We start from the raw sequence: 26009 nt of genomic DNA, 5'->3' as shown, positions 1-26009 counted from the left end.
TGTGCCGTAATGAGCAACATCTGATTCAAGTCTCGACCAGCCGAGGAGTGGCCATGACGCACCAGGTCCGTGCTGTCGTCGCGCGGGGCAAGGGCGCCCCCGTCAGCCTGGAAACGATCATCGTGCCTGACCCGGGTCCGGGTGAGGCGCTGGTGAAGATCGAGGCCTGCGGGGTCTGCCACACCGATCTGCACTATCGCGAGGGCGGCATCAACGACGACTTCCCCTTCCTGCTGGGCCATGAGGCCGCGGGTGTCGTGGAGTCGGTGGGGGAAGGGGTCACCGACGTCGCGCCGGGCGACTTCGTGATCCTCAACTGGCGTGCGGTGTGCGGTCAGTGCCGTGCCTGCCGGCGCGGGGAGTCGTGGTACTGCTTCAACACCCACAACGCCAAGCAGAAGATGACCTTGCTCGACGGCACCGAGTTGTCGCCGGCGCTGGGTATCGGCGCCTTCGCGGAGAAGACACTGGTCGCTGCCGGGCAGTGCACCAAGGTCGACCCGACCGCATCGGCGGCCGCCGCCGGTCTGCTGGGATGCGGCGTGATGGCGGGCATCGGCGCGGCCATCAACACCGGCAACGTCGGGCGAGGTGACTCGGTCGCCGTCATCGGCTGCGGTGGTGTCGGGGCCGCGGCGATCGCCGGGGCGAACCTGGCGGGGGCGGCGAAGGTCATCGCGGTCGACATCGACGACCGCAAGCTGGAGACCGCCGTGAAGCTGGGCGCGACCCACACCGTCAACTCGAAGAACGCCGACGCGGTGGAAGCGATCCGGGAGCTGACCGGCGGCCACGGCGCCGACGTCGTCATCGAGGCGGTCGGCCGCCCGGAGACGTACAAGCAGGCGTTCTACGCCCGCGACCTCGCCGGCACGGTGGTCCTCGTCGGGGTTCCCACGCCGGAGATGAAGCTCGAACTGCCGCTGTTGGACGTCTTCGGCCGCGGCGGCGCCCTGAAGTCCTCCTGGTACGGCGACTGCCTGCCCTCCCGCGACTTCCCGATGCTCATCGACCTCTACCTCCAGGGCAGGCTCGACCTGGACGCCTTCGTCACGGAGACGATCGCGCTGGACGACGTCGAGAAGGCCTTCGAGCGGATGCACGGCGGCGACGTGCTGCGCTCGGTGGTGGTCCTCTGATGGCCGCCCGCATCGAACACCTCGTCACCTCGGGAACGTTCTCGCTGGACGGCGGCACCTGGGACGTCGACAACAATGTGTGGATCGTCGGCGACGACAGCGAGGCGATCGTCGTCGACGCCGCGCACGATGCCGACGCCATCGCCGAGGCCGTCGGTGACCGGCGCCTCATCGCGATCGTGTGCACCCACGCGCACAACGACCACATCGACGCCGCTCCCGAACTCGCGGCGCGCACGGGCGCCCCGGTCCTGCTCCACCCGGACGACCTGCCGCTGTGGAAGCAGACCCACCCCGACCGGGCGCCGGACGCCGAACTCACCGACGGCCAGGGCCTGGCGGTGGCCGGTGTCGAGCTCACCGTGCTGCATACGCCGGGGCACGCCCCCGGGGCGGTCTGCCTGTACGCCCCGGCCCTGGCGGCGCTCTTCAGCGGCGACACGCTGTTCGCCGGCGGGCCAGGGGCGACAGGGCGGTCGTACAGCCACTTCCCTACCATCGTCGAGTCGATCCGGGACCGGCTGCTGACGCTGCCCACGGACACTGTCGTGCACACCGGCCACGGGGACACGACCAGCATCGCCGCCGAGGCCCCGCACCTGCAGGAATGGATCGACCGCGGCTTCTGACGCCCCCCGTGCGACCTGTTGAGCGCCCGCCCTCGGCTCGCCGCGCCGCGAGCCGATGCGGCGGGCTGCTGTTGCTCTATGCGAGTTGAGTTTTTTATAACGCAACGCAATGAACGGCCTCGGAGTGGCCTCTGAATGCCTTGACAAGGGTTCAGGCCAACCTCAGACTGGTGTTGCGCTTACCGCAATCCGTTTCGTTATACGCACCCGAGGTGTCATGATGATTCCCGCGTGCCGTCTTGAGGATCTCCCCCCGGGCGAGGCCCACCGGCTCGACATCGATCCGCCGGTCTCGGTGTTCCACACCGACGACGGCGAACTCTTCGCCATCGACGACACCTGCACCCACCAGGATGCGTCGCTCGCCGACGGCTGGCTGGAGGGCTGCGAGGTGGAATGCCCGCTGCACGCCTCGAAGTTCGACCTGAGGACCGGCGCGGTCGACGCCCCGCCGGCCAAACTCCCGGTCCGGACGCACGAGATCCTCGTAGAGGACGGCATGATCTATGTCCGCGTGTCCACCGACGCGCCCAACCTGCCGCCCTGCATCTCGGCCCGGCTCGCCGGGGGTCCCGCGTGAGGACGGTCGCCGTGGTCGGCGCCTCGCTGGCCGGACTGTCGGCGGCGCGCTCACTGCGCAAGCAGGGCTACGACGGCCGGCTGGTCGTCATCGGAGACGAACTCCACCGCCCGTACGACAGGCCCCCGCTGTCCAAGGAGTTCCTGGCCGGCACACTCGGCGAGGCCGAACTCGCCTTGGAGGCCGACGGCGAGGACCTCCGGGCGGAGTGGCTGCTCGGCGTCCGTGCCACCGGACTCGACCACGCGGCGCGCACCCTGCGGCTCGCCGACGGACGGAAGGTGCAGGCCGACGGCGTCGTCATCGCGACGGGCGCCGCGGCACGCACACTGCCCGGCTCCGAGGGTCTGGCCGGAGTGCACACCCTGCGCACCCTGGACGACGCCCGCGCCCTGCGGGACGAACTGTCCCGCGGAGGACGGCTGGTGGTGATCGGTGGAGGCTTCATCGGAGCCGAGGTCGCTTCCACCGCGTACGCCCTCGGCCTCGACGTGACCGTCGTCGAGGCCGCCCCGACACCGCTCGCCGGACCGCTCGGCGAGACCATGGGTGCCATCGTCTCCTCTCTCCACACCGACCACGGCGTACGGCTGGAGTGCGGTGTGGGCGTCAAGGGGCTGAGCGGGGAGACCCGCGTCGACGCCGTCCTGCTGGAGGACGGCCGCGGCATCCCCGCCGACATCGTCGTCGTCGGTGTGGGCGCACGCCCTTATGTCGAGTGGTTGGAAGGCTCCGGCATCGCCCTCGACAACGGCGTCAAGTGCGGCGCCGACGGCCGCACCAGCCTGGCCGGCGTGGTAGCGGTCGGCGACTGTGCCAACTGGTACGACCCGCGCGCGGGTCACCATCGCCGCATCGAGCACTGGACCGGCGCGCGGGAACGGCCCGATGCCGCGGTCGCCACCCTGCTGGCGGGCGGTGCGGTGGATCCGGGGGTGCCCCGGCCGCCGTACTTCTGGTCCGACCAGTACGGCGTGAAGATCCAGTTCGCGGGTTACGCGGTCGGCGCGGACACCGTCACCGTCGAGGCCGGCACCGCGGACCACCGCGACGTCCTGGCCGTCTACCGGCGGGCCGGGAACCCGGTCGCCGTGCTCGGGATGAACCAGCCGCGGCTGTTCACACGCTGGCGCAAGCAGCTCGCCACAGCAGCCTGACGCGGCCCGCATCTTGACACCGCCCCGGCGGCATCCCATGCTGCGTTGCACATAGCACGCAGCGTTGCTCTATGTACAACACCGTCCGGAGTCGCTCTTCCCGGCGCGTGAATGACCCCTCCACGACGTTCTCCCGAGGAGTGCACCGTGACCTCGACCAGCCTGCCGGACAGCCTGATCGCCACTCTCCCCGGGTCCTCCTACACGGACCCGGAGTTCTTCGCCCAGGAGCAGGAGCACATATTCGAGACCATGTGGTTCTGCGTCGCGCGGGCCTCCGAGCTGGCCAAGCCCGGCGCCTTCCGCACCGTCGAGGTGGGCCGCGAGAGCATCCTCGTCACCCGGGCCCGGGACAACGGCATCCGTGCGTACTTCAACGTGTGCCGACACCGCGGCGCCAAGCTCTGCACCGAGGAGACCGGCGAGGTCAAGCGGGCCTTCCAGTGTCCGTACCACGCCTGGACGTACGATCTGAACGGCAAGCTCGTCGCGGCGCCCAACCTCACCAAGATGCCCGACGTGGGCCGTACCGAGTACGGACTGGTGAGCGTGGCCGTGCGCGAGTGGCTCGGCTATGTGTGGGTCTGTCTCGCGGAGAACCCGCCCTCCTTCGAGGAGGAGGTCATCGGTGAGGTCGTCGCCCGCCTCGGCGACGTCGAGTCGATCGAGCGCTACGGCATCGACAACCTCTCTGTCGGCAAGCGGATCGTCTACGACGTGAAGGCCAACTGGAAGCTCATCATCGAGAACTTCATGGAGTGCTACCACTGCGCCACGATCCACCCCGAACTCACCGAGGTGCTCCCGGAGTTCGCGGACGGCTACGCCGCCCAGTACTACGTGGGTCACGGCGCGGAGTTCGGTGACGAGGTCCAGGGCTTCACGGTCGACGGCTCGGAGGGGCTGGACCGCATTCCCGGGGTCGCCGACGACCAGGACCGCCGCTACTACGCGATCACCGTCCGGCCCCAGGTCTTCATCAACCTCGTGCCCGACCACGTGATCTTCCACCGGATGTACCCGGTGTCCGCGGACCGCACGATCGTCGAGTGTGACTGGCTGTACCTCCCGCACGTCGTCGAGAGCGGCAAGGACGTCAGCCGGTCCGTGGAACTCTTCCACCGGGTCAACCAGCAGGACTTCGACGCCTGCGAGCGTACGCAGCCCGGGATGAGTTCGCGGATGTATGCCAAGGGTGGCGTGCTGGTGCCCAGCGAGCACCACATCGGAGCTTTCCATGACTGGGTGAACGAGCGCCTGGGTACCCCTCAGGGGTGACTCAGCCCAGATAGCCCATCCGGTGACTGATCTCCTCGGCGCCCTTGATCAGCACCGGGGCGAGCTCGCGCATCCGCTCCTCGGTGAACCGGTACGCGGGCCCGGAGGCCGTGACCGCCGCGATGGCCTCTCCGTCCCGGTCGAGGACCGGTGCAGCCATGGCGTGCAGGCCGAGCTCCAGCTCCTCCTTGGTCCAGGCGTAGCCGGCGTCCCGCGCCTCGGCGAGGTTCTTCTCGAGCTTCGCCTTCGAGGTGATCGTGTGCGGTGTGACCTTCTTGAGGCCGGCCTCTGTCAGCAGTGCGGCGCGTTCCTTGGCGGGCAGGTACGCCAGCAGGATCTTGCCGCTCGACGTCGCGTGCAGCGGGGTCAGTTGGCCGACCCAGTTGTGTGCGGTGACCGCGCCCGGGCCGCGCACCTGGTAGAGGTTGATCGCGTAGTGCTCCTGCATCACCGCGATGTTGACCGTCTCGCCGATCTCCTCGGCGAGACGCTCGCACACCGGGCGGCCCTGCTGAGTGATGTCGATGCGCCCCGTGACCGCGCCGGCCAGGCGGACGATGCCGAAGCCGAGGCGGTACTTGCCGCGCTCGCCGGCCTGCTCCACCAGACCGCGCGCCTCCAGAGCGCCGAGCAGCCGGAAGGCGGTCGACTTGTGCACCTCGATCTCGCCCGCCACCTCACTGACGCCCGCCTCGCCACGCTGAGCGAGGATTTCCAGGACGCTGATGGCGCGGTCCACCGACTGCACGCCGCCGGCATGTGAATTCGACGTTTCAGTGTCAGGGCTGTAGTTGCTCACAGTGAAACTATACTCGTAGTAAACAACACCGCTGCAAGTAACGTTCCCGAAATCAAGATCCTGAAGTTGCGCTCTTCGCAACCTGGTGCGTATGGCGCTACCGGGTTTAGCATGCCTCGCATATCTACGGAGCGAGCGAGACGAGGCACCATGGCTCCTCAGCAATACGACTTCGTCATCGTCGGTGGTGGATCGGCCGGCAGTGCACTGGCGAACCGGCTCTCCGCCGACCCGGGCAACCGGGTGCTGGTCCTGGAGGCCGGCCGGTCGGACTACCCGTGGGACGTCTTCATCCACATGCCCGCGGCGCTGACTTACCCCATCGGCAGCCGGTTCTACGACTGGAAGTACGAGTCCGAGCCCGAGCCCCACATGGGCGGCCGACGGGTCTACCACGCCCGCGGCAAGGTGCTGGGCGGCTCCAGCAGCATCAACGGCATGATCTTCCAGCGCGGAAACCCCCTGGACTACGAGCGTTGGGCCGCCGATCCCGGCATGGAGAGCTGGGACTACGCGCACTGTCTGCCGTACTTCAAGCGCATGGAGAACTGTCTGGCGGCCGATCCGGACGACGAGTTCCGCGGCCACGACGGCCCCCTCGTCCTCGAACGAGGCCCGGCGTCCAACCCCCTCTTCGGCGCCTTCCTCAAGGCCACGCAGGAAGCGGGTTACGCCCCAACGGACGACGTCAACGGCTACCGGCAGGAAGGCTTCGCCAAGTTCGACCGCAACGTCCACCGCGGTCGCCGGCTCTCGGCGTCGAAGGCCTATCTCAAGCCCGCGATGAAGCGGCCGAACCTCACCGTCAGGACCCGCTCCCTGGTCACCCGCGTCCTGTTCGAGGGCAAGCGGGCGGTCGGCGTCGAGTACCGGCGAGGCCGGGGCGCACTCCAGCAGGTCCGCGCCAAAGAGGTCATCCTGTGCGGCGGCGCGATCAACTCCCCGCAGCTGCTGCAGCTGTCCGGCGTCGGCAACGCCGGGGAACTGCGCGCGCTCGGCATCGACGTCGTCCACGACCTGCCGGGTGTCGGCGAGAACATGCAGGACCACCTGGAGGTCTACATCCAGTACGCCTGCAAGCAGCCCGTCTCGATGCAGCCGTATCTCGCGAAATGGCGTGCCCCCTTCATCGGCCTGCAGTGGCTGTTCCGCAAGGGCCCCGCAGCCACCAACCACTTCGAGGCGGGTGGCTTCGCGCGCAGCAACGACGACGTGGACTACCCCAACCTGATGTTCCACTTCCTGCCCATCGCGGTCCGTTACGACGGCTCCGTGCCCGCCGGTGGACACGGCTACCAGGTGCACGTCGGGCCCATGTACTCCGACGCCATCGGCTCGGTGAAGATCAAGAGCAAGGACCCTCGGGAACACCCGGCGCTGCGCTTCAACTACCTGTCCACCGAACAGGACCGCCGCGAGTGGGTCGAGGCGATCCGGGTGGCCCGCAAGCTGCTCAACCAGCCCGCCCTGGCCCCCTACAACGACGGCGAGGTCTCGCCCGGCCCGGCCGTGGAGTCGGACGAGGAGATCCTCGCGTGGGTGGCCAAGGACGGCGAGACGGCCCTGCACCCGTCCTGCACCTGCAAGATGGGCACCGACGAGATGTCCGTCGTCGACCCCGCCAGCATGCGGGTGCATGGCGTGGAGGGCCTGCGGGTCGTCGACGCGTCCGTGATGCCGTACGTCACCAACGGCAACATCTACGCCCCCGTGATGATGGTCGCCGAGAAGGCCGCCGACCTGATCCTCGGCAAGGAGGCGCTCGCGCCGTCGAAGGCCGCGTACTACCGCCACAGTCACGTCCAGAAGCAGGCGGAGTAGGAGTTGGGCGCCACAGGGCTCCGGGCGCTGCTGAACAGCGTCCGCTACGAGGTGCTGCCCGCGAAGTCGACCGAGGACAAGGTTCTCGCCCATGTCCCGCGCGATGTCGTCGTGACCGTGACGGCGTCGCCGGTCAAGGGCCTGGAGCCGACCCTCGACCTTGCCGGCCGGCTCGCCGCGCACGGCTACCGGGTCGTCCCGCACGTGCCCGCGCGGCTGCTGCGGGACGACGTCCACCTCAAGGAGGTCACGGCCCGGCTCCGCGAGTCCGGCGTGGACGACGTCTTCGTCCCCGCCGGCGACTCCGACCCGCCGGCGGGAGTCTATGACGGGGCCCTGCCGGTGCTGCGTGGGCTGAGCGAGCTGGGCAGGCCCTTCGCCAGGGTCGGCGTCACCGGCTACCCGGAGAGCCATCCGCTCATCCACGACGACCTCACCATCCAGGCGATGTGGGACAAGCGCGAGCACGCCACGTACATCGTGAGCAACCTGTGCTTCGACCCGCGAGTGCTGGGAGAGTGGCTCGGTCGTATACGGCGCAGGGACGTCACCCTGCCGGTTCATGTAGGCGTCGCGGGACCCGTGCAGCGGGCGAAACTGCTGGCGATGGCCACGAAGATCGGGGTGGGGGAGTCGACCCGCTTCCTTACCCGGCACGCCTCGTGGTTCGTGCGTTTCGCGGCCCCCGGTGGTTATGGGCCCGAGCGGCTGCTGTCCCGCATGGAAGAGGCCCTCACCGCGCCATCGGCGGGGGTGGCCGGGCTGCATCTGTTCACGTTCAACCAGATCGCCGAGACGGAACGGTGGCGCCGGGCGCTGCTGGACCGGGTGGACGGCTGAACCGGGAGAAGGATGACAACGGACACCGAATCGGCAGCTGACCCGAACGTTCACCAGCACCTCGGGTGATGTCCGCCGGGACCGGCTGGGGCACCCCGGCCGGCCGCCGGTCGTCCTGCTGCACGGCACGCCCTTCTCGTCATACGTCTGGCGCGCCGTGGCCCGCTCGTGGTCGCCCACGACTTCGGCGGTGCCGTCGCGTTGCGGGCGCACCTGCTGCACGCCGCCCTGGTGCTCAGTACGTCACCTCCGCCGGCGGTACCGGCTGGGGCGAGGACGACACCTGGATCCCGGTGGTGAAGGGGCGCGAGCTCGCAGCTCTCGTCCCCGGCGCGCGTTTCCGACCCGCCGCGCTCATCGCGTCTCTCCAGCAGCCCCTGTGACCTGTTCCGGTGCCCCCGGCGTCGTATACGAGAAGGGCGGGACCGGAATCCGGTCCCGCCCTTCTCGTATACGGTTCAGCGGAAGACCACCGTGCGGTTGCCGTCCACCATCACGCGGCTCTCGCTGTGCCACTTCACCGCGTGCGCGAGGACCTGCGCCTCCACGTCCCGCCCGACCGTGACCAGGTCGCCGGGGTCGAGCGAGTGGTCCACCCGGACCACGTCCTGCTCGATGATCTGCCCCTCGTCCAGATCCGACGTCACATAGTGCGCCGTCGCGCCGACCAGCTTGACTCCGCGCTGGTACGCCTGGTCATAGGGGCGCGCGCCCTTGAAGCTGGGGAGGAAGGAGTGGTGGATGTTGATGGCGCGGCCCTCCAGCTGCTTGCACAGGTCGTCGGAGAGGACCTGCATGTAGCGGGCCAGCACCACCAGGTCGACGTCCAGTTCGCGCACGAGTTCCATCAGCCGTGCCTCGGCGTCGGCCTTGGTCTCCTTGGTCACCGGGATGTGGTGGAAGGGGACGCCGTACGTCTCCGCGAGCTTCTCGAAGTCGCGGTGGTTGGAGACGATCGCCGGGATCTCGATGTTGAGCGCGCCGGTGCGCCGGCGGAACAGCAGGTCGTTCAGGCAGTGGCCGAACTTCGACACCATGATCAGCGTCCGGGTCGGTGTGGCCGCTTCGTTCAGGGTCCAGGAGATGCCGTAGGCCTGGGCGACCGGGCCGAACCTGGAGCGCAGAACCTCCAGCTTGAAGTTCGGATCGGAAACGTCGAAGTGGACCCGCATGAAGAAGCGCCCTTGAAGTCGGTCGTCGAACTGCTGGCTTTCCAGGATGTTTCCGGAGTTCCTCACGAGGAAGCCGCTCACGGCGTGAACCAGTCCCGCGCTGTCAGGACAGGAGAGGGTGAGGACGTACTCACGGCCAGGTTGCGGGCGAGGGGACATGTGCGGCCTCCGTCGGTGCGTATTGCACAACAAGGTGAGCGATACGCAACATGGTCGGCGCGGTGTCGCCCGTGGTCAAGGGTGGGCGAGTAAAGCTGCGCATGGTGAAATCGTCATCCGCCAACCTCTTGACGCCGGTCTGTCCATTCGCCACTGTGTTCCACCACAAGCAATACGGTGCACGATGCGCAACGATTCCAATGAAAGGCTCGGCGCGTGGCAGACCTGTATGTCGATGGCGAATGGCGGGATCCGCTCGCCGGTGGGTACCGGGACATCCGATGTCCCGCCGACGGTACCCTCGCGGCGACCGTCTCGGAGGCGACCCGCCCCGACACCGAGGCCGCGATCGCCGCGGCCCGCCGCGCCTTCGACGCGGGCCACTGGCCGAACACCCCGGAAGGTGAGCGCGGCGCGCTGTTGCTGCGCACCGCGGACATCATCGAGCGGGACGCCAAGGCGTTCGCCCGCGCCGAGTCCCTGGACACCGGCAAGCGGCTGGTGGAGAGCGAGTACGACATCGCCGATGTCGTCTCCTGCTTCCGCTACTACGGCGGCCTCGCGGGTACCGACGCCGGCCGCGTGATCGACACCGGCCGCGACGACGCCGTGAGCCGGGTCGTCTACGAGCCGGTCGGTGTGTGCGGGCTCATCACCCCCTGGAACTACCCTCTGCTGCAGGCGAGTTGGAAGGTCGCCCCGGCGCTGCTCGCCGGAAACACGATCGTCCTCAAGCCCAGCGAGCTCACCCCCTCCAGCTCGATCCTGCTGATGAAGGCCCTGGAGGAGGCCGGGCTCCCCGCCGGCGCGGCCAACCTCGTCCTCGGCACCGGGCCCGAGGTGGGCGCGCCGCTCTCCGAGGACCCCGCCGTGGACATGGTCTCCTTCACCGGGGGCCTGGAGACCGGCAAGCGGATCATGGCGACGGCGGCCGCGACCGTGAAGAAGGTCGCGCTGGAGCTCGGCGGCAAGAACCCCAACGTCGTCTTCGCCGACGCCGACTTCGAGACGGCCGTCGACTTCGCTCTCACGGCCGTCTTCCTGCACTCGGGTCAGGTCTGCTCGGCCGGCGCCCGGCTGATCGTGGAGGACTCCCTGCACGACCGGTTCGTCGACGAGGTCGTCCGCCGGGCCCGGCAGATCCGGCTCGGCGGCCCCTTCGACGCCGAGGCCGAGACGGGAGCGCTGATCTCCGCACAGCACCTGGCGAAGGTCGAGGAGTACGTGGCCGCGGGGATCGCCGAGGGCGCCGTACTGCGCTGCGGCGGTGCACGACCGGATGATCCCGCGCTGGGAGACGGCCACTACTACCCGCCGACCGTGCTCGACGAGTGCACGCAGGACATGCGAGTGGTGCACGAGGAGTCCTTCGGACCCGTGCTGACCATCGAGCGCTTCACCGACGAGGACGATGCCGTACGCATCGCCAACGACACCGAGTACGGTCTCGCCGGAGCCGTGTGGACGCAGGACGCCGGGAAGGCCCAGCGTGTCGCCCGGCGGCTGCGCCACGGCACGGTGTGGATCAACGACTACCACCCCTACGTGCCGCAAGCGGAATGGGGTGGCTTCGGGCACTCGGGCGTGGGCCGGGAGCTGGGACCGACCGGCCTGAACGAGTACCGCGAGCCCAAGCACATCTGGCAGAACATCCAACCCCGGCCGCAGCGTTGGTTCCGCGGCTGAACGCCGAAAGAAGGTCGAACGTGACCACACAGACCGAGGTGCCGCAGCGGCGCGGCACGCCCCAGGACTCGGGCTCCACGCCGGTCATCTCCGTGCGCAGGCTGTGGAAGGTGTTCGGGCCGAAGGCCGACCAGGTACCGGACTCCGAGGAGCTGTGCGGCCTCACCCGCCGCGAGCTCATGGACCGCACCGGATGCACCGCCGCCGTACGAGACGTTCACTTCGACGTCTCGCCCGGCGAGGTCTTCGTCGTCATGGGCCTGTCCGGCTCCGGCAAGTCCACGCTGGTGCGATGTCTGACCCGGCTGATCGAACCCACCGCCGGCGAGATCGTCTTCGAGGGCGAGGACATCCGTCAGGCCGACGAGAAACGCCTGCGCGACCTGCGACGCCGCAAGTTCTCCATGGTCTTCCAGCACTTCGGACTGCTGCCCCATCGCCGCGTCCTGGACAACGTGGCGTTCGGTCTGGAGATCCGCGGCATGGGCAGGGCCGAGCGCACCAAGCGGGCCCAGGAGGTCGTCGAGCTGGTCGGCCTCGCGGGTTACGAGAACTCCTACCCCGACCAGCTGTCCGGCGGCATGCAGCAGCGCGTGGGCCTCGCCCGGGCACTGGCCGGCGACCCGGACGTGCTCCTCTTCGACGAGCCGTTCTCGGCGCTCGACCCGCTGATCCGCCGTGACATGCAGAACGAGGTCATCCGCCTGCACCACGAGGTCGGCAAGACCATGGTGTTCATCACCCACGACCTCTCCGAGGCCCTCAAGCTGGGCGACCGCATCCTGATCATGCGCGACGGCAAGATGGTCCAGTGCGGCACCGGCGACGAACTCGTCGGCGCCCCGGCGGACGACTACGTCCGCGAGTTCGTGAAGGACGTGCCGCGGGGCGATGTGCTCACCCTGCGCTGGATCATGCGCTCGCCGGAGGACGGGGACGCCCTGGACGGCCCCGAGCTCGGCCCGGACGTCGTGGTGAAGGAGGCCACCCGGGCGGTGCTCGCGGCCGACAAGCCGGTCAAGGTCGTCGAGAACGGCAAGCTGCTCGGCATCGTCGGCGACGAGGAGATCCTCGCGGTGGTCGCCGGGCAGGAAGGCGACGCGTGATGACCGTCGTCATGGAGAAACCCGAGAAAACAGAGGCAGCGGAACCGGCCGCGCCCGCCAAGAGCGTGCGCAAGGTCAGCCGGCCCGTGATGATCGGCGCGATCCTCGTCGTCTGGCTGGTGCTTTTCGCCCTCCTGCGCGGCAAGCAGACCCTGTCCCTGGCGGTGGCCGATCTGACCGATCTGCACCGGTGGATCAACGACTTCAACGACTCCATCGGCGCCAACCGCAACTCCAACCCGCTCTTCCTGTACTTCTTCAACGAGATCCGGCTGGTCATCGACAACCTGGTGACGTTCGTCCAGCACCTGATCTCCCAGCCGTCCGGGGCCCGCCCGGTCCCGGAGATCGGCTGGCTCGGCGTCGTGGGCCTGGCCGGATTCGTCTCCTGGGCCGTGGGCAACTGGAAGGTCGCGCTGCTGGCCGTGGCCGGCTTCACCTTCTTCGGGCTGCAGGGCCTGTGGCAGGAGAGCATGGACACCCTGGCGCTCATCCTGTGCGCGGTGTTCGTGGCCCTGCTGTTCGCCATCCCGCTCGGGGTGTGGGCCGGTCTCTCGGACCGGTTCAACCGGCTCATGACGCCCTTCCTGGACCTCATGCAGACGATGCCGACCATGGTCTACCTGGCGCCGCTGACCCTGTTCTTCCTCATCGGCGGCGCGTCCGCCACGATCGCCACCGTGATCTACGCGGCCCCGCCGACGATCCGCATCACGGCGCACGCCATCCGCAACGTGTCCAGGACGACGGTCGAGGCGGCCGACTCACTGGGCGCCACGCGCCGCCAGTCGCTGCTGAAGGTCCTGCTGCCGATGTCCAAGCGGACTGTGGTCATGGGCGTCAACCAGACCATCATGGCCGCCCTGGCCATGGTGACCATCGCGGCCCTGATCAACGCACCGGGCCTCGGCGTGAACGTCCTGCAGGCACTGCAGTCGCTCGACGTCGGCACGGCCTTCAACGCGGGCCTCGCTATCGTGATCATGGCGATCGTGCTGGACCGGGTCACGACCGCGGCCAGCGCACGCGAGGAGCACGCACGCAACTCCAAGAACCGCTTCGAGAAGTGGCGCAGGCCCCTGCTCGGCGCCGGCGCCGTGGTCACGGTGATCCTGATCTACCTGTCGCGCACCTACCTGTGGGCGGCCGACTTCCCCGGTGACGGCACCGTCGGCAGCCATATCGCGAGCGCGACGGACACCGCGGCCACCTGGGTGCAGGACAACCTGTCGGGCCTGACCAACGCCTTCCGCGACGCCATCACCAACGGCCTGCTCAACCCGTTCCAGACGCTGCTCACCGACTCCCCGTGGTGGCTCGTCGGCGCGGTGCTGGTCGCACTGGCGGTGGTGCTCGGCGGCTGGAAGTCCGGGATCACCACGGCGGTGTGCGTGGGCCTGCTGGTCGCCACCGGCGTGTGGTCGGACGCCATGACGACGATGGCCTCGACGATCGTCGCGACGGTGCTCGTGATGATCCTCGGCATCGTCTTCGGGGTGTGGATGGGCCGCAGCATGACGGCCGACCGCATGATCCGGCCCACCCTGGACGCGGCCCAGGTCATGCCGCCGTTCGTCTACCTCGTGCCGTTCCTCGCACTGTTCGGGCCCACCCGCTTCACGGCCATCGTCGCCGCGATCGTCTACGGGGCGCCCGTCGCCATGAAGATCATCGCCGACGGGATCCGGGCCGTGCCCGCGACCACCGTGGAAGCGGCCACTTCCGCCGGGTGCAACACCTGGCAGATCATCACCAAGGTTCAACTGCCGATGTCACGCAGTGCCCTGACGCTTGCCACAAACCAGGGTCTGATCTACGTGCTGTCGATGGTTGTTGTGGGCGGCCTGGTAGGCGCGGGCGCCCTCGGCTACGACGTCGTGGCCGGTTTCTCGCAGGGAGAGCTGTACGGCAAGGGGCTGGCGGCAGGACTCGCCATCGTACTGCTCGGAGTCATGTTCGACCGGATCACTCAGGCAGCGGCGCGACGCGCAGGCGCTTAAAGGAGCACGACACCATGGCAAGACACTGGCGAGCCGGCGCGGCCGGCCTGGCCGTCCTCGGCCTCACCCTCACCGCGTGCGGCGGGGCGAAGGTCGGAGACAGCTCCTCCGCAGGCTCGGGAAGCTCGGGCAAGTGCGGCACCTTCAACCTGGCCATCAACCCGTGGGTGGGCTACGAGGCCGACGCGGCGGTCGTCGCGTACGTCGCGCAGCACGACCTCGGCTGCACGGTCAACAAGAAGAACCTGAAGGAAGAGATCGCCTGGCAGGGCTTCGGCACCGGCGAGGTCGACGCGGTCCTGGAGAACTGGGGCCACGCGGACCTGGTGAAGAAGTACATCGACCAGCAGAAGACCGCCGTGGACGCCGGCCAGACCGGCAACGAAGGCCTGATCGGCTGGTATGTGCCGCCGTGGCTGGCCAAGGCGCACCCGGACATCCTTGAGTGGAAGAACCTCAACAAGTACGCGTCGAAGTTCAAGACGTCGGAGTCGGGCGGCAAGGGCCAGCTCCTGGACGGTGACCCGTCGTACGTCACCAACGACGCGGCGCTGGTGAAGAACCTGAACCTGGACTTCAAGGTGGTGTACGCGGGCAGTGAGGCCGCCCTCATCACGGCCTTCCGCGACGCCGAGAAGAACAAGAAGTGGGTGATCGGCTACTTCTACGAGCCGCAGTGGTTCCTGTCCGAGGTCCCGCTGAAGAAGGTCAGCCTGCCCGCGTACAAGGACGGCTGTGACGCCGTCGCGGCGAAGGTCGCCTGTGACTATCCCGTGTACAAGCTCAACAAGATCGTCAGCGCGAAGTTCGCCAAGTCCGGCAGCCCCGCCTACAACCTGGTGAAGAACTTCAACTGGACGAACGACGACCAGAACGAGGTCGCCAAGTACATCGCGCAGGACAAGCTGTCCGACGAGGCGGCGGCGAAGAAGTGGGTGGAGGCCAACCGCGACAAGGTGGACGCCTGGATCAAGTAGCGCCGGAGCCAGGGAGCAGGAAACCGGTCGGATCATGCCCGGCGGGCGGTGCGCACACCACGTGCACCGCCCGCCGGGCATCGCCTTGTTCAGGCCTTGTCACGGGCCTTGTCGCGGTGCGTGTCCCGGCTTGTGTTCCGGCCCGTTTTCCGAGGTCCCGCAACTCTTGACACCCACCGGCGCGACAGGCACATTGAGTTGCGCAACCTGAATCAAGTTGCGTAGACAGCAACTCGATCGGCTCGACTGGTGAACAAACCGGAGGTGCGGCGATGGCGGGACCGCGTGTGGTCATCATCGGAGCGGGAGTCGTCGGCGCGGCTCTCGCGGACGAGATCTCGGCGCGGGGCTGGACCGAGGTGACCGTGGTCGACCAGGGGCCGCTCCCGGCCACCGGAGGCTCGACCTCGCACGCCCCAGGCCTGGTCTTCCAGACGAACTCCTCGAAGACCATGACGGAGCTGGCCCGCTACACCGTCGAGAAGTTCTGCTCTCTCGACGTCGACGGCAAGCCCTGCTTCCTCCAGGTCGGCGGCCTCGAAGTGGCGACCACGCCGGAGCGCCTCACCGAACTGCACCGCCGCCACGGCTGGATCACCGCCTGGGGCATCGAGTCGCGGATCCTGAGCGCCGACGAGTGCGTCGAGAAGCACCCGCTGGTCGACCGTGACAAGGTCCTCGGCGGCCTCCTCGTCCCGACCGACGGCCTCGCCAAGGCGGTCCTCGCCGTCGAGGCACAGATCCGCCGGGCCACCGAGCGCGGTGTGCGCTTCCTGGCCCGCCACGAGGTCCTGGACGTCCTGAAGGCCGACGGCGAGGTGACCGGCGTCCTGACCGACCAGGGCGAGATCCCCGCCGACATCGTGGTGTGCTGCGCCGGCATCTGGGGCCCGAAGATCGCCCGCATGGTCGGCATGAACCTGCCGCTGACCCCGCTGGCCCACCAGCTCGCCTGGACCGGCCCGATACCCGCCCTCGCCGGCCAGACGGAGGAGGCGGTCCGCCCGATCCTGCGCCACCAGGACGCCGACCTCTACTACCGCGACCGCTACGACGGCATAGGCATCGGCTTTTACGGCCACCGCCCGATGCCGATCTCCGCGGACGACATCCGCGCCTTCGACGAGAACGCAGAGATGCCCTCGGTCCTGAAGTTCACCGAGGATGACTTCGAGCCGGCCTGGGCGGAGACCCAGTCCCTGCTCCCCTCGACGCGCGAGGCGAAGGTCGAGGAGGGCATCAATGGCCTGTTCTCCTTCACTACCGACAACTTCCCGCTCCTCGGCGAGTCCCAGGACGTCAAGGGCTTCTGGGTCGCCGAGGCGGTCTGGGTCACCCACTCCGCGGGCGTCGGCCGGGCCATGGCCGAATGGCTGGTCGACGGGCACTGCTCGTCCTTCGACCTGCACGAGTGCGACCTCAACCGCTTCGAGCCGCACCAGCTCTCCCCGGAGTACGTCCTGGCCCGCGACTGCCAGAACTTCGTCGAGGTCTACGACATCCTCCACCCCCTCCAGCCGTCCGGCGCCCCGCGCCCGATCCGCACCAGTCCCTTCCACACCCGCCAGCAGGAGCACGGCGCCTTCTTCCTGGAGGCGAGCGGCTGGGAGCGCCCCCAGTGGTACGAGGCCAACGCGAAGCTGGTCGAGGGCCGCAACATCCCCACCCCGAACGACTGGGCCGCGCAGTTCTGGTCGCCGATCGTCGGTGCCGAGGCGCAGGCCACCCGCGAGTCCGTCGCGATGTACGACATGACGGCCCTCAAGCGCCTTGAGGTGAGCGGGCCCGGCTCCGCCGAGTTCCTGGAGCGCCTGTGCACCGGCAAGGTCGCCAAGTCGGTCGGCTCGGTCACCTACACCCTGCTGCTGGACCACGACGGCGGCATCCGCAGCGACGTCACCGTCGCCCGCCTCGCCCCCGACCTCTTCCAGGTCGGCGCCAACGGCAACCTGGACCTCGACTGGTTCAGCCGCCACCTCCCGGCCGACGGCACCGTCCAGGCCCGCGACATCACCCCCGGCACCTGCTGCATCGGCCTGTGGGGCCCGCTGGCCCGCAAGGTCCTCCAGCCGCTGACGGACGAGGACTTCTCGGGCGACGGCCTGAAGTACTTCCGCGCCAAGCGTGCCTACATCGGCTCGGTGCCCGTCACCGCGATGCGCCTTTCGTACGTCGGCGAGCTCGGCTGGGAGCTCTACACCACCGCCGACCAGGGTCTGAAGCTGTGGGACACCCTGTGGCAGGCGGCGAGGCCACTCGGCGGCGTCATCGCCGGCCGCGGCGCCTTCAACAGCCTCCGCCTGGAGAAGGGCTACCGCTCCTTCGGCACCGACATGACGTACGAGCACGACCCCTACGAGGCCGGCGTCGGCTTCGCCGTCAAGGCCGACAAGGAGGACTTCATCGGCAAGGCGGCACTGGAGCGGCGCAAGGCCGACGTACGGCGCAAGCTCACCTGCCTCACCATCGACGACCCGCAGGCGGTCGTCCTCGGCAAGGAGCCGGTGTACGACGGTGACCGCCCGGTCGGCTACGTCACCAGCGCCGCCTACGGCTACACCATCGGCAAGGGCATCGCCTACGCGTGGCTCCCGGCCGAGCTCACCACTCCCGGCACGCCCGTGCAGATCGGCTACTTCGACCAGCGCGTCGAGGCGGTCGTCGCCGAGGAGCCCCTGTTCGACCCCACCATGTCCCGCCTCCGTGGCTGACATCTCGCGTCGACTCCGATGGAAGGAACACCGCCGGTGAACGCACAGCTGCTCGACGGCAAGGCGACCGCCGCCGACATCCGCCGCGAACTCGCGGAGCGGGTGGCCAAGTTGACGGCCACGGGCGGCCGCCCGCCGGGCCTCGGCACGGTCCTGGTCGGCGACGACCCGGGCAGCCGGGCCTACGTCGGCGGAAAGCACCGCGACTGCGCCCAGGTCGGCATCTCCTCGATCCGCCGGGACCTGCCCGCCGACGCCTCACAGGAGCAGGTCGAGGAGACGATCGACGAGCTCAACGCCGACCCTGCCTGTACCGGCTACATCGTCCAACTCCCGCTTCCGCGCCACCTGGACGCAAACGCCGTACTGGAACGAATGGACCCGGCCAAGGACGCCGACGGACTGCACCCCGTCAACCTCGGCCGGCTCACCCTGGGCGTCGAGGCACCGCTGCCGTGCACCCCGCGCGGCATCGTGGAACTGCTCCGCCGCCACGACGTACCGCTCGCCGGAGCGCGCGTCTGTGTGATCGGCCGGGGCATCACGGTAGGACGCCCCATCGGCCTCCTCCTCACCCGCCGCTCCGAGAACGCCACCGTCACCCTGTGCCACACCGGCACCAAGGGTCTCGCCTGGCACACCCGAGAGGCGGACATCGTCATCGCCGCCGCCGGCTCGCCCGGACTGGTCACCAAGGACATGCTGCGCCCCGGCGCCGCGGTCCTGGACGTCGGCATCACCCGCACCGACCAGGGCCTGGTCGGCGACATCCACCCGGACGCCGCCGAGGTCGCCGACTGGATCGCGCCGATGCCCGGCGGTGTGGGCCCCATGACCCGGGCGATGTTGCTGGCCAACGTCGTCGAGGCCGCTGAGAGGAACGCCACCGCCGTATGAACGCGCACGTCCCCGAGCACCCGCAGAATCCGCACCTTTCAGAAGACGGAGACGTCCGATGAGCCCCCGCATCCCGGGCGCAGAGCTGCCCGACCACCCCGACTTTCTGTGGCGCAATCCCGAGCCCAAGCGGTCGTACGACGTGGTGATCGTCGGCGGCGGCGGACACGGTCTGGCCACCGCGCACTACCTGGCGAAGAACCACGGCATCACCAATGTCGCCGTACTGGAGAAGGGGTGGCTCGCGGGCGGCAACATGGCCCGCAACACCACGATCATCCGCTCCAACTACCTGTGGGACGAGAGCGCCGGCATCTACGAGCACGCGCTCAAGCTGTGGGAGGGCCTCGGGGAGGAGCTGGACTACCCGATCCTGTTCTCCCAGCGTGGCGTGCTGAACCTGGCCCACAGCCTCCAGGACGTCCGCGACAGCGTGCGCCGGGTCGAGGCGAACCGCCTCAACGGCGTGGACGCGGAGTGGCTCGACGCGGACGGTGTCAAGGAAGTCTGTCCGATCGTCAACATCTCTCAGGACGTGCGCTACCCGGTTCTGGGCGCCACGTACCAGCCGCGCGCGGGCATCGCCAAGCACGACTACGTCGCCTGGGGCCTGGCCCGCTCGGCCGACGCCGCCGGCATCGACATCATCCAGAACTGCGAGGTCACCGGCCTCGACGTGGTCGACAACCGGGTAGTCGGAGTCCAGACCAACCTCGGCCCCATCGCGGCCGGCAAGGTCGCCCTCTGCTCGGCGGGCCACACCTCGGTCCTCGCCGCCATGGCGGGCATCGAACTGCCCATCCAGAGCCACCCGTTGCAGGCGCTGGTCTCCGAGCTCCTGGAGCCGGTGCACCCCACGGTCGTCATGTCCAACGCCGTCCACGTGTACGTCAGCCAGGCGCACAAGGGTGAGCTGGTGATGGGCGCGGGCATCGACGCGTACAACTCGTACACCCAGCGTGGTGCCTTCCACATCATCGAAGAGCAGATGGCGGCGGCCCTGGAGCTCTTCCCGGTCTTCGCCCGCGCCCACGTGCTGCGCACCTGGGGCGGCATCGTCGACACCAGCCCCGACGCCTCACCGATCATCGGGCTCAGCCCCGTCGACAACCTCTATCTCAACTGCGGCTGGGGTACGGGCGGTTTCAAGGCCACCCCGGGCGTCGGCTGGGTCTACGCCCACACCATCGCCCACGACACCCCGCACGCCCTCAACGCCCCCTTCTCGCTCGACCGTTTCACCACCGGCGCGCTCGTCGACGAGCACGGCGCTGCCGCGGTGGCCCACTAGGGATCCTCAAGGAGCCGAACGACATGCTGCTGATCCCCTGCCCGTGGTGCGGGCCCCGCGACGAGGCCGAGTTCCACTACGGCGGCCAGGCCCACGTGCCGTACCCGGAGAACCCGGCGTCCCTCCCCGACGAGGAGTGGGCCCGCTACCTCTTCTTCCGTGACAACCCGAAGGGCCCCTTCGCCGAGCGCTGGAGCCACGCGGCGGGCTGCCGACGGTGGTTCAACGCGGTACGGGACACGTCGACGAACGAGATCCTGACGGTGTACAGGTCGGGCGAGAACCGCCCGGCACCCGTTGAGCCGAGGTCGGCTGTCGCAGCCTGTCCGGCGCTTGAGGACGAGGCCCCTTCAGGGCCGACGGGGGTCCAGGGGGCAGAGCCCCCTGGCGGGGTCGAAGGGGCGGAGCCCCTTCAGGACGGGACGGGTAGGGGCGGCGGGGGCGAGGAAAGTCCTTACCGCCACCCCACCCGCGGCCGCATCGACCGCGACACCCCCCTCACCTTCACCTTCGACGGCACCGAATACCAGGGCTACCGAGGCGACACCCTCGCCTCCGCCCTCCTCGCCAACGGCGTCATCCAGGCCGGCACCAGCATCAAGCTCGGCCGCCCCCGAGGCATCTTCTCCGCCGGCGTCGAAGAACCCAACGCGGTAGTCCAGATCGAGGAACCCTTCCCGGAGCCCATGCTCCCCGCGACGACCGTCGAGCTCTACGACGGCCTGGTCGCGAGCAGCCTCCCCGGCCAGGGACGCCTCGCCACCGAACCGGACCCCGCCCGCTACGACGCCGTACACGCCCACTGCGACCTGCTGATCGTCGGTGCTGGCCCGGCCGGCCTCGCGGCAGCGGCGGCCGCAGCGAAAAGCGGCGCCCGCGTCATCCTCGCCGACGACCAGCCGGAACTCGGCGGGAGCCTCCTCGGCACGGCCCAACACCTGGACTGGGTACGGGAGGTGACGGAGCAGCTCGACGCCGCCCCCGAGGTCCGTGTCCTGCGCCGCACCACCGTCTTCGGCTACTACGACGACAACCACCTCCTCGCCGTCGAACGCCGTACCAACCACCTCGGCGCGGCCGCCCCAGAGAACGTCTCCCGCGAACGCGTCTGGCGCATCCGTGCCCGCCGGGTCGTCCTCGCCACCGGCGCCCACGAGCGTTCGCTGGCGTTCGCGAACAACGACCGCCCCGGCGTGATGCTGGCCTCCTCGGCCCGCACCCACGTCAACCGCCACGGCGTTCTGCCCGGCCGTCACGCTGTGGTCTTCACGACCAACGACAGCGCGTACGCGGCGGCCCTGGACCTCGCCTCGGCGGGCCTGGCCGTCGCGGCGATCGTCGACACCCGCCCCGAACCGGGGGAGTGGGCCGAGCGCGCGAGGGCGGCCGGTATCGAGGCGCTCGCCGGGCACGCCGTCACCGGCACGCAGGGCGAGGCCCGCCTCACCGCCGTGACCGTCGCCCCGTACGGAGAGTCCGCGGGGCAGCGGGAGTTCGCCGCCGACCTGCTGCTGGTCTCCGGCGGCTGGAACCCGGTGGCGCACCTGTTCAGCCAGTCCGGCGGCAAGCTGCGCCACGACGAGACGCTGGGCTCCTTCGTCCCCGACACCTGCCGCCAGGCCGTCGAGGTCGCCGGCAGCGCGAGCGGCGTTCTCGACCCGGCCACGGTCCTGGCACAGGGCGCGGCCGCCGGTGCCCGCGCCATCGAGGCCGAGGGCTACCCGCCCGAGGCGCCCCGCCTCCCCGAGGTGCCCGCGCAGCCGCGGCCGACGCCGCCGATGCACGTGTACGTCGTCCCGGGTGCCGCGGACGGTCCCCGCTTCGTCGACCTCCAGCGCGACGTCACCGTCGACGACCTGGCCATCGCGACCGGCGCCGGTCTGCGCTCGGTCGAGCACACCAAGCGCTACACGACCGCCGGCACCGCCAACGACCAGGGCAAGACCTCCGGCATCCTGGCCAGCGGCGTCGTCGCCGAACTGCTCGGCGTGGACATCTCGGCGCTCGGCACGACGACCTTCCGGCCGCCGTACACGCCGGTGTCCTTCGCCGCTCTGGCCGGCCGCGACCGGGGTGTGCTGAGCGACCCGGTCCGCACGACCGCCATCCACGAGTGGCATGTCGCGCACGGCGCCCTCTTCGAGAACGTCGGCCAGTGGAAGCGCCCCTGGTACTACCCGCGAGACGGCGAGGACATGGAGGCGGCCGTACTGCGCGAGTGCGCCGCCACCCGCGAGAGCGTCGGCTTCATGGACGCCTCCACCCTCGGCAAGATCGACGTGCAGGGCCCGGACGCCGGAGTCTTCCTCGACCGGCTCTACACCAACATGATGAGCACCCTGAAGGTCGGCATGATCCGCTACGGCGTCATGTGCCGCCCGGACGGCATGGTCTTCGACGACGGAACGGTCATCCGCGTCGGCCCGGAGCGCTTCCTGGTCACCACGACGACGGGCAACGCCGCCGCCGTACTCGACTGGATGGAGGAGTGGCACCAGACCGAGTGGCCCGAGCTGAAGGTCCACTGCACCTCCGTGACCGAGCAGTGGGCCACGGTCGCGCTCGTCGGTCCGAAGTCCCGTGAGGTCCTCGCCTCCCTCGCGCCCCAACTTGCCGTGTCCAACGACGACTTCCCGTTCATGGCCTGGCGGGAGACGACCGTTGCGGGCATCGAGGCCCGGGTCTGCCGGATCAGCTTCTCCGGCGAACTCGCCTTCGAGATCAACGTGTCACCGTGGCAGGGCCTCGCCCTGTGGGAGGCCGTGTACGAGGCCGGCGCCCCGTACGGCATCACCCCGTACGGCACGGAGACGATGCACGTCCTGCGTGCCGAGAAGGGCTACCCGATCATCGGCCAGGACACCGACGGCACGGTGACTCCGCAGGATCTCGGCATGAGTTGGGTGGTGTCGAAGAAGAAGCCGGACTTCGTCGGCAAGCGGTCCTACGCGCGTGCCGACGCCGTCCGCCCCGACCGCAAGCACCTGGTCGGCCTGCTCCCCGAGGACCCGGGCACCTTCCTCCCGGAGGGCACCCATCTGGTCGCCGACGGTGTGCTGCCGGCCCCGCCGGTCCCTATGCTCGGCCATGTCACCTCCAGTTATCGCAGCGCCGCACTCGGCCGGACGTTCGCGCTCGCCCTGATCAAGGGCGGCCGGGACCGCATCGGCGAGCGGCTGTACGCCCCCGTCGGCGACCAGCTGGTGCCGGTGACCGTCGCCGGTCCTGTCCTCTACGACCCCGAGGGAGCACGCCGCGATGGCTGACACCGCCCTTACCGTCCCGCTCCGCAGCCCGCTGTCGCAGGCCGCGGACCGCCTGGCCGCCGCGACCCGCTCGTCCGGGGGTGCGATCAGGCTGGCCGAACTCCCCTTCCTGGCGCAGCTCAACGTGCGCCTGGACGCCAAGGGAGCGGCGGCGGCAGCCGTCGGGCTCGCGCTGGACCTCCAGCTTCCACTCCAGCCGAACACCGTCGTCCGCGCGGGGGAGTTGACCGCGCTGTGGCTCGGCCCGGACGAGTGGCTGCTGGTGGGACCGCCGGGGAGCGAACGGGACCTGGAGAGCCGGATCCGGGAGGCCACGGGCGACGAGCACGTCTCCGTCACCGACGTCTCCGCACAGCGCACGACGCTCCTCGTCGCGGGCCCGCGCGCCCATGACCTGCTGGCCCACGGCTGTTCGCTGGACCTGCATCCGCGGGTCTTCGGCCCCGGCCGCTGTGCCCAGACGACACTGGGCCGCACACAGGTCGTCCTGGTCGCCCGGGACGAACCCGGGGCCGGATTCTGGGTCCTGGTGCGCTCGACGTTCGCCGGCTATCTGGCGGACTGGCTGCTCGACGCGGCGACCGAGTACCTCTGAGGCTCTGAGGAAAACCCGACGGGCCCGCACCCCGTCGGCCCCTGTGGGAGCTCCGCTGAGGAGCTCCCACAGGGCTTTGCCCAGCACGTTTCGTCATACGCATCGAAAATGGGACGCCTGTGACCGCCACCGCCACCGCCCACACCACCGGTGACCCACTCGGGCTGCCACGCCCCGCCAGGACGCTGGTCATGGGTGTCGTGAACGTGACGCCGGACTCGTTCTCCGACGGCGGGCTGTCGTTCGCGGCCGACGCCGCTGTCACGCACGGTCTCGCGCTGCTCGAACAGGGCGCGGACATCGTGGACGTGGGCGGCGAGTCGACCCGCCCCGGCGCGGTACGACCGTCGGTCGAGGAGGAGCTGCGACGCGTCCTGCCCGTCGTCCGGGAACTCTCCGCGGCGGGCGCGATCGTGAGCGTCGACACGATGCGGGCGGAGGTCGCCGCACGCGCGCTGGACGCGGGTGCGCGGTTGGTCAACGACGTCTCGGGGGGCCTCGCCGACCCCGCGATGCTGCCGCTGATGGCCCGGGCGGGCACGCCGTACGTGCTGATGCACTGGCGTGGCCACTCCGCCGGCATGCAGGCGAACGCCGTCTACGACGACGTCGTCACCGATGTGCTCGACGAGCTGCGGCTGAGGATCGACGCCGCGCTGGAGGCGGGGATACCGCCCGACTGCCTGGCCGTCGACCCCGGCCTTGGCTTCGCCAAGACGCCCGACCACAACTGGGAGCTGCTGGGCCGCCTGGGGGACTTCATGGCCCTGGGACACCCCGTCCTCGTGGGCGCGTCACGCAAGTCTTTCCTTGGCAGTCTGCTGGCCGACCGTACGACGGGACAGCCCCGCCCCGCGCGGCTGCGCGATGCCGCGACCACCGCCGTGTCCGTACTCGCCGCCGCCCAGGGCGTCTGGTGTCTGCGCGTGCACGACGTCGCGTCGACGGCGGACGCGGTACGTGTGACGGCCCGCTGGGGCGTCGAGGCGGCGGCGTCGGAGCGGTGGCCGCTGGGCTGAACGCGGCGGAGGCCGGAACGCGGCGGATGTCGAACGCCGCTGGGCCGAGCGCCCTTGTGGACCTTCAGCCCAGATAGCCCATCCGGTGGCTGATCTCGTCCGCGCCCCTGATCAGCACGGGTGCGATCTCGTGGATGCGTTCCTCGGTGAAGCGGTACGCGGGGCCGGAGGCGCTGAGCGCGGCGATGACATCGCCGTCGCGGGAGCGGATCGGGGCGGCCAGGGCCTGGAGTCCGATCTCGAGCTCCTCCAGCGTCACGGCGTACCCACGCTCCCGCGCCTCGGCGAGGTTCTTCTCCAGCTTCGTCCTGACGGTCAGGGTGTGCGGCGTGTGCTTCTGCACCGTGGACGCCGCAAGCACGGCATCGCGCTCCTCCGCCGACAGATGGGCCAGCAGGATCTTGCCGCTCGACGTGGCGTAGACCGGGGTGAGCTGGCCGACCCAGTTGTGCGTGCCGACGGCGCCCGGACCGCGCACCTGATACAGGTTGACCGCGAAGTGCTCCTGCAGGACGGCGATGTTGACGGTCTCGCCGATCTCCTCACTGAGCCGCTCGCACACCGGACGGCCCTGCTGGGTGATGTCGAGGCGGTCCGTGACCGCGCCGGCCAGGCGTATGATCCCGAAGCCCAGCCGGTACTTGCCCCGCTCGGTCGTCTGCTCGACGAGTCCGCGCGCCTCCAGCGCCCCGAGCAGCCGGAACGCGGTCGACTTGTGGACGTCGATCTCGGCGGCCACCTCGCTGACGCCCGCCTCGCCGCGCTGGGCGAGGATCTCCAGGACGCTGACGGCGCGGTCGACGGACTGCACCCCGTTCACCGCGGGCCCCGCTGTTTCGCTATCTGCGGTGTAGTTGCTCATAGCGCAACTATATGCACGGGTCTCC

Annotated in this window: 20 protein-coding genes and 1 pseudogene; 18 read left to right on the top strand and 3 right to left on the bottom strand. The window is 69.6% G+C overall.

Annotated features, from left to right (window positions below; genetic code table 11):
* The first annotated feature begins 53 nt into the window (after nt 1-53).
* The 5 genes from AQJ46_RS39890 to AQJ46_RS39870 all read left to right on the top strand — a co-directional run bounded on the left by AQJ46_RS39890 (nt 54) and on the right by AQJ46_RS39870 (nt 4783).
* Nucleotides 54-1139, top strand: coding sequence for an S-(hydroxymethyl)mycothiol dehydrogenase (locus tag AQJ46_RS39890; RefSeq protein ID WP_059210229.1), 1086 nt, complete (start codon nt 54-56; stop codon nt 1137-1139).
* Complete coding sequence (locus tag AQJ46_RS39885; RefSeq protein ID WP_059210228.1) at nt 1139-1768, top strand: MBL fold metallo-hydrolase; 630 nt, start codon at nt 1139-1141, stop codon at nt 1766-1768. The genes AQJ46_RS39890 and AQJ46_RS39885 overlap by 1 nt, the downstream gene beginning before the upstream one ends.
* 217 nt (nt 1769-1985) lie before the next feature.
* Nucleotides 1986-2348, top strand: coding sequence for a bifunctional 3-phenylpropionate/cinnamic acid dioxygenase ferredoxin subunit (locus tag AQJ46_RS39880; protein ID WP_059210227.1), 363 nt, complete (start codon nt 1986-1988; stop codon nt 2346-2348).
* Nucleotides 2345-3505, top strand: a complete 1161-nt coding sequence (locus tag AQJ46_RS39875; protein WP_208617062.1) for an NAD(P)/FAD-dependent oxidoreductase — start codon at nt 2345-2347, stop codon at nt 3503-3505. The genes AQJ46_RS39880 and AQJ46_RS39875 overlap by 4 nt, the downstream gene beginning before the upstream one ends.
* A gap of 147 nt (nt 3506-3652) precedes the next feature.
* Nucleotides 3653-4783 carry an aromatic ring-hydroxylating oxygenase subunit alpha gene (locus tag AQJ46_RS39870; protein WP_059210225.1) on the top strand — a complete coding sequence of 377 codons (1131 nt, stop codon included), beginning with the start codon at nt 3653-3655 and terminating at the stop codon, nt 4781-4783.
* 1 nt (nt 4784) lies between these two features.
* On the opposite strand, the gene AQJ46_RS39865 is transcribed toward AQJ46_RS39870, so the two are convergent.
* A complete protein-coding gene (locus AQJ46_RS39865) occupies nt 4785-5531 on the bottom strand; it encodes an IclR family transcriptional regulator (protein WP_059210224.1) in 747 nt (248 codons plus the stop codon).
* Nucleotides 5532-5732: 201 nt separating this feature from the next.
* Between AQJ46_RS39865 and betA the strand changes: the two genes are divergently transcribed.
* From betA to AQJ46_RS57665, 3 genes and pseudogenes are all read left to right on the top strand, one after another.
* Nucleotides 5733-7403, top strand: a complete 1671-nt coding sequence (gene betA / locus AQJ46_RS39860; RefSeq protein ID WP_059210223.1) for a choline dehydrogenase — start codon at nt 5733-5735, stop codon at nt 7401-7403.
* Nucleotides 7404-7406: 3 nt separating this feature from the next.
* Nucleotides 7407-8243 (top strand): methylenetetrahydrofolate reductase, encoded by an 837-nt coding sequence (locus AQJ46_RS39855; RefSeq protein ID WP_059210222.1) that lies wholly within the window; start codon nt 7407-7409, stop codon nt 8241-8243.
* 37 nt (nt 8244-8280) lie between these two features.
* Nucleotides 8281-8626 (top strand): annotated as a pseudogene (locus AQJ46_RS57665) (hypothetical protein).
* A 75-nt stretch (nt 8627-8701) separates the two neighbouring features.
* Here AQJ46_RS57665 and purU read toward each other — a convergent pair.
* Nucleotides 8702-9574 (bottom strand): formyltetrahydrofolate deformylase, encoded by an 873-nt coding sequence (gene purU / locus AQJ46_RS39850; RefSeq protein WP_059210221.1) that lies wholly within the window; start codon nt 9572-9574, stop codon nt 8702-8704.
* 216 nt (nt 9575-9790) lie between these two features.
* Here purU and AQJ46_RS39845 point away from each other — a divergent pair, with 216 nt between their 5' ends.
* The 10 genes from AQJ46_RS39845 to folP all read left to right on the top strand — a co-directional run bounded on the left by AQJ46_RS39845 (nt 9791) and on the right by folP (nt 25122).
* Nucleotides 9791-11260 (top strand): aldehyde dehydrogenase family protein, encoded by a 1470-nt coding sequence (locus AQJ46_RS39845; RefSeq protein WP_059210220.1) that lies wholly within the window; start codon nt 9791-9793, stop codon nt 11258-11260.
* A gap of 20 nt (nt 11261-11280) precedes the next feature.
* Nucleotides 11281-12366, top strand: coding sequence for a quaternary amine ABC transporter ATP-binding protein (locus tag AQJ46_RS39840; protein WP_059210219.1), 1086 nt, complete (start codon nt 11281-11283; stop codon nt 12364-12366).
* Nucleotides 12366-14366 carry an ABC transporter permease gene (locus AQJ46_RS39835; protein ID WP_059210218.1) on the top strand — a complete coding sequence of 667 codons (2001 nt, stop codon included), beginning with the start codon at nt 12366-12368 and terminating at the stop codon, nt 14364-14366. The genes AQJ46_RS39840 and AQJ46_RS39835 overlap by 1 nt, the downstream gene beginning before the upstream one ends.
* 14 nt (nt 14367-14380) lie before the next feature.
* Complete coding sequence (locus AQJ46_RS39830) at nt 14381-15343, top strand: ABC transporter substrate-binding protein (RefSeq protein WP_059210217.1); 963 nt, start codon at nt 14381-14383, stop codon at nt 15341-15343.
* Nucleotides 15344-15615: 272 nt separating this feature from the next.
* On the top strand, nt 15616-18054 hold the full coding sequence (locus AQJ46_RS39825; protein ID WP_059210216.1) for a GcvT family protein: 2439 nt from the start codon (nt 15616-15618) through the stop codon (nt 18052-18054).
* A gap of 36 nt (nt 18055-18090) precedes the next feature.
* Nucleotides 18091-18951 carry a bifunctional methylenetetrahydrofolate dehydrogenase/methenyltetrahydrofolate cyclohydrolase gene (locus AQJ46_RS39820; RefSeq protein ID WP_059210215.1) on the top strand — a complete coding sequence of 287 codons (861 nt, stop codon included), beginning with the start codon at nt 18091-18093 and terminating at the stop codon, nt 18949-18951.
* 58 nt (nt 18952-19009) lie between these two features.
* On the top strand, nt 19010-20242 hold the full coding sequence (locus AQJ46_RS39815) for a sarcosine oxidase subunit beta family protein (protein WP_059210214.1): 1233 nt from the start codon (nt 19010-19012) through the stop codon (nt 20240-20242).
* Nucleotides 20243-20265: 23 nt separating this feature from the next.
* Entirely contained in the window at nt 20266-23508 is a 3243-nt protein-coding gene (locus AQJ46_RS39810) for a sarcosine oxidase subunit alpha family protein (protein ID WP_059210213.1), read from the top strand.
* Nucleotides 23501-24103, top strand: coding sequence for a sarcosine oxidase subunit gamma (locus AQJ46_RS39805; RefSeq protein ID WP_059210212.1), 603 nt, complete (start codon nt 23501-23503; stop codon nt 24101-24103). The genes AQJ46_RS39810 and AQJ46_RS39805 overlap by 8 nt, the downstream gene beginning before the upstream one ends.
* A gap of 191 nt (nt 24104-24294) precedes the next feature.
* The gene (gene folP, locus AQJ46_RS39800; protein WP_059210339.1) at nt 24295-25122 is read left to right on the top strand and encodes a dihydropteroate synthase; all 828 of its coding nucleotides are present in this window, start codon (nt 24295-24297) and stop codon (nt 25120-25122) included.
* Between the two features lie 64 nt (nt 25123-25186).
* Here folP and AQJ46_RS39795 read toward each other — a convergent pair whose 3' ends face one another.
* Nucleotides 25187-25984: an IclR family transcriptional regulator gene (locus AQJ46_RS39795; protein ID WP_059210211.1), complete on the bottom strand. Its 798-nt coding sequence runs from the start codon at nt 25982-25984 to the stop codon at nt 25187-25189.
* Nucleotides 25985-26009: the final 25 nt, after the last annotated feature.

It is taken from the genome of Streptomyces canus, assembly GCF_001514145.1.
Classification (GTDB): domain Bacteria; phylum Actinomycetota; class Actinomycetes; order Streptomycetales; family Streptomycetaceae; genus Streptomyces; species Streptomyces canus.
This window is presented reverse-complemented; position numbering and strand designations above follow the sequence as displayed.

Coding starts and splice junctions, on each gene's coding strand:
- AQJ46_RS39890 (WP_059210229.1), top strand. CDS start 54: ATGACGCACCAGGTCCGTGCTGTCGTCGCGCGGGGCAAGGGCGCCCCC.
- AQJ46_RS39885 (WP_059210228.1), top strand. CDS start 1,139: ATGGCCGCCCGCATCGAACACCTCGTCACCTCGGGAACGTTCTCGCTG.
- AQJ46_RS39880 (WP_059210227.1), top strand. CDS start 1,986: ATGATGATTCCCGCGTGCCGTCTTGAGGATCTCCCCCCGGGCGAGGCC.
- betA (WP_059210223.1), top strand. CDS start 5,733: ATGGCTCCTCAGCAATACGACTTCGTCATCGTCGGTGGTGGATCGGCC.
- purU (WP_059210221.1), bottom strand. CDS start 9,574: ATGTCCCCTCGCCCGCAACCTGGCCGTGAGTACGTCCTCACCCTCTCC.
- AQJ46_RS39835 (WP_059210218.1), top strand. CDS start 12,366: ATGACCGTCGTCATGGAGAAACCCGAGAAAACAGAGGCAGCGGAACCG.
- AQJ46_RS39830 (WP_059210217.1), top strand. CDS start 14,381: ATGGCAAGACACTGGCGAGCCGGCGCGGCCGGCCTGGCCGTCCTCGGC.
- AQJ46_RS39825 (WP_059210216.1), top strand. CDS start 15,616: ATGGCGGGACCGCGTGTGGTCATCATCGGAGCGGGAGTCGTCGGCGCG.
- AQJ46_RS39815 (WP_059210214.1), top strand. CDS start 19,010: ATGAGCCCCCGCATCCCGGGCGCAGAGCTGCCCGACCACCCCGACTTT.
- AQJ46_RS39810 (WP_059210213.1), top strand. CDS start 20,266: ATGCTGCTGATCCCCTGCCCGTGGTGCGGGCCCCGCGACGAGGCCGAG.
- AQJ46_RS39805 (WP_059210212.1), top strand. CDS start 23,501: ATGGCTGACACCGCCCTTACCGTCCCGCTCCGCAGCCCGCTGTCGCAG.
- folP (WP_059210339.1), top strand. CDS start 24,295: ATGGGTGTCGTGAACGTGACGCCGGACTCGTTCTCCGACGGCGGGCTG.
- AQJ46_RS39795 (WP_059210211.1), bottom strand. CDS start 25,984: ATGAGCAACTACACCGCAGATAGCGAAACAGCGGGGCCCGCGGTGAAC.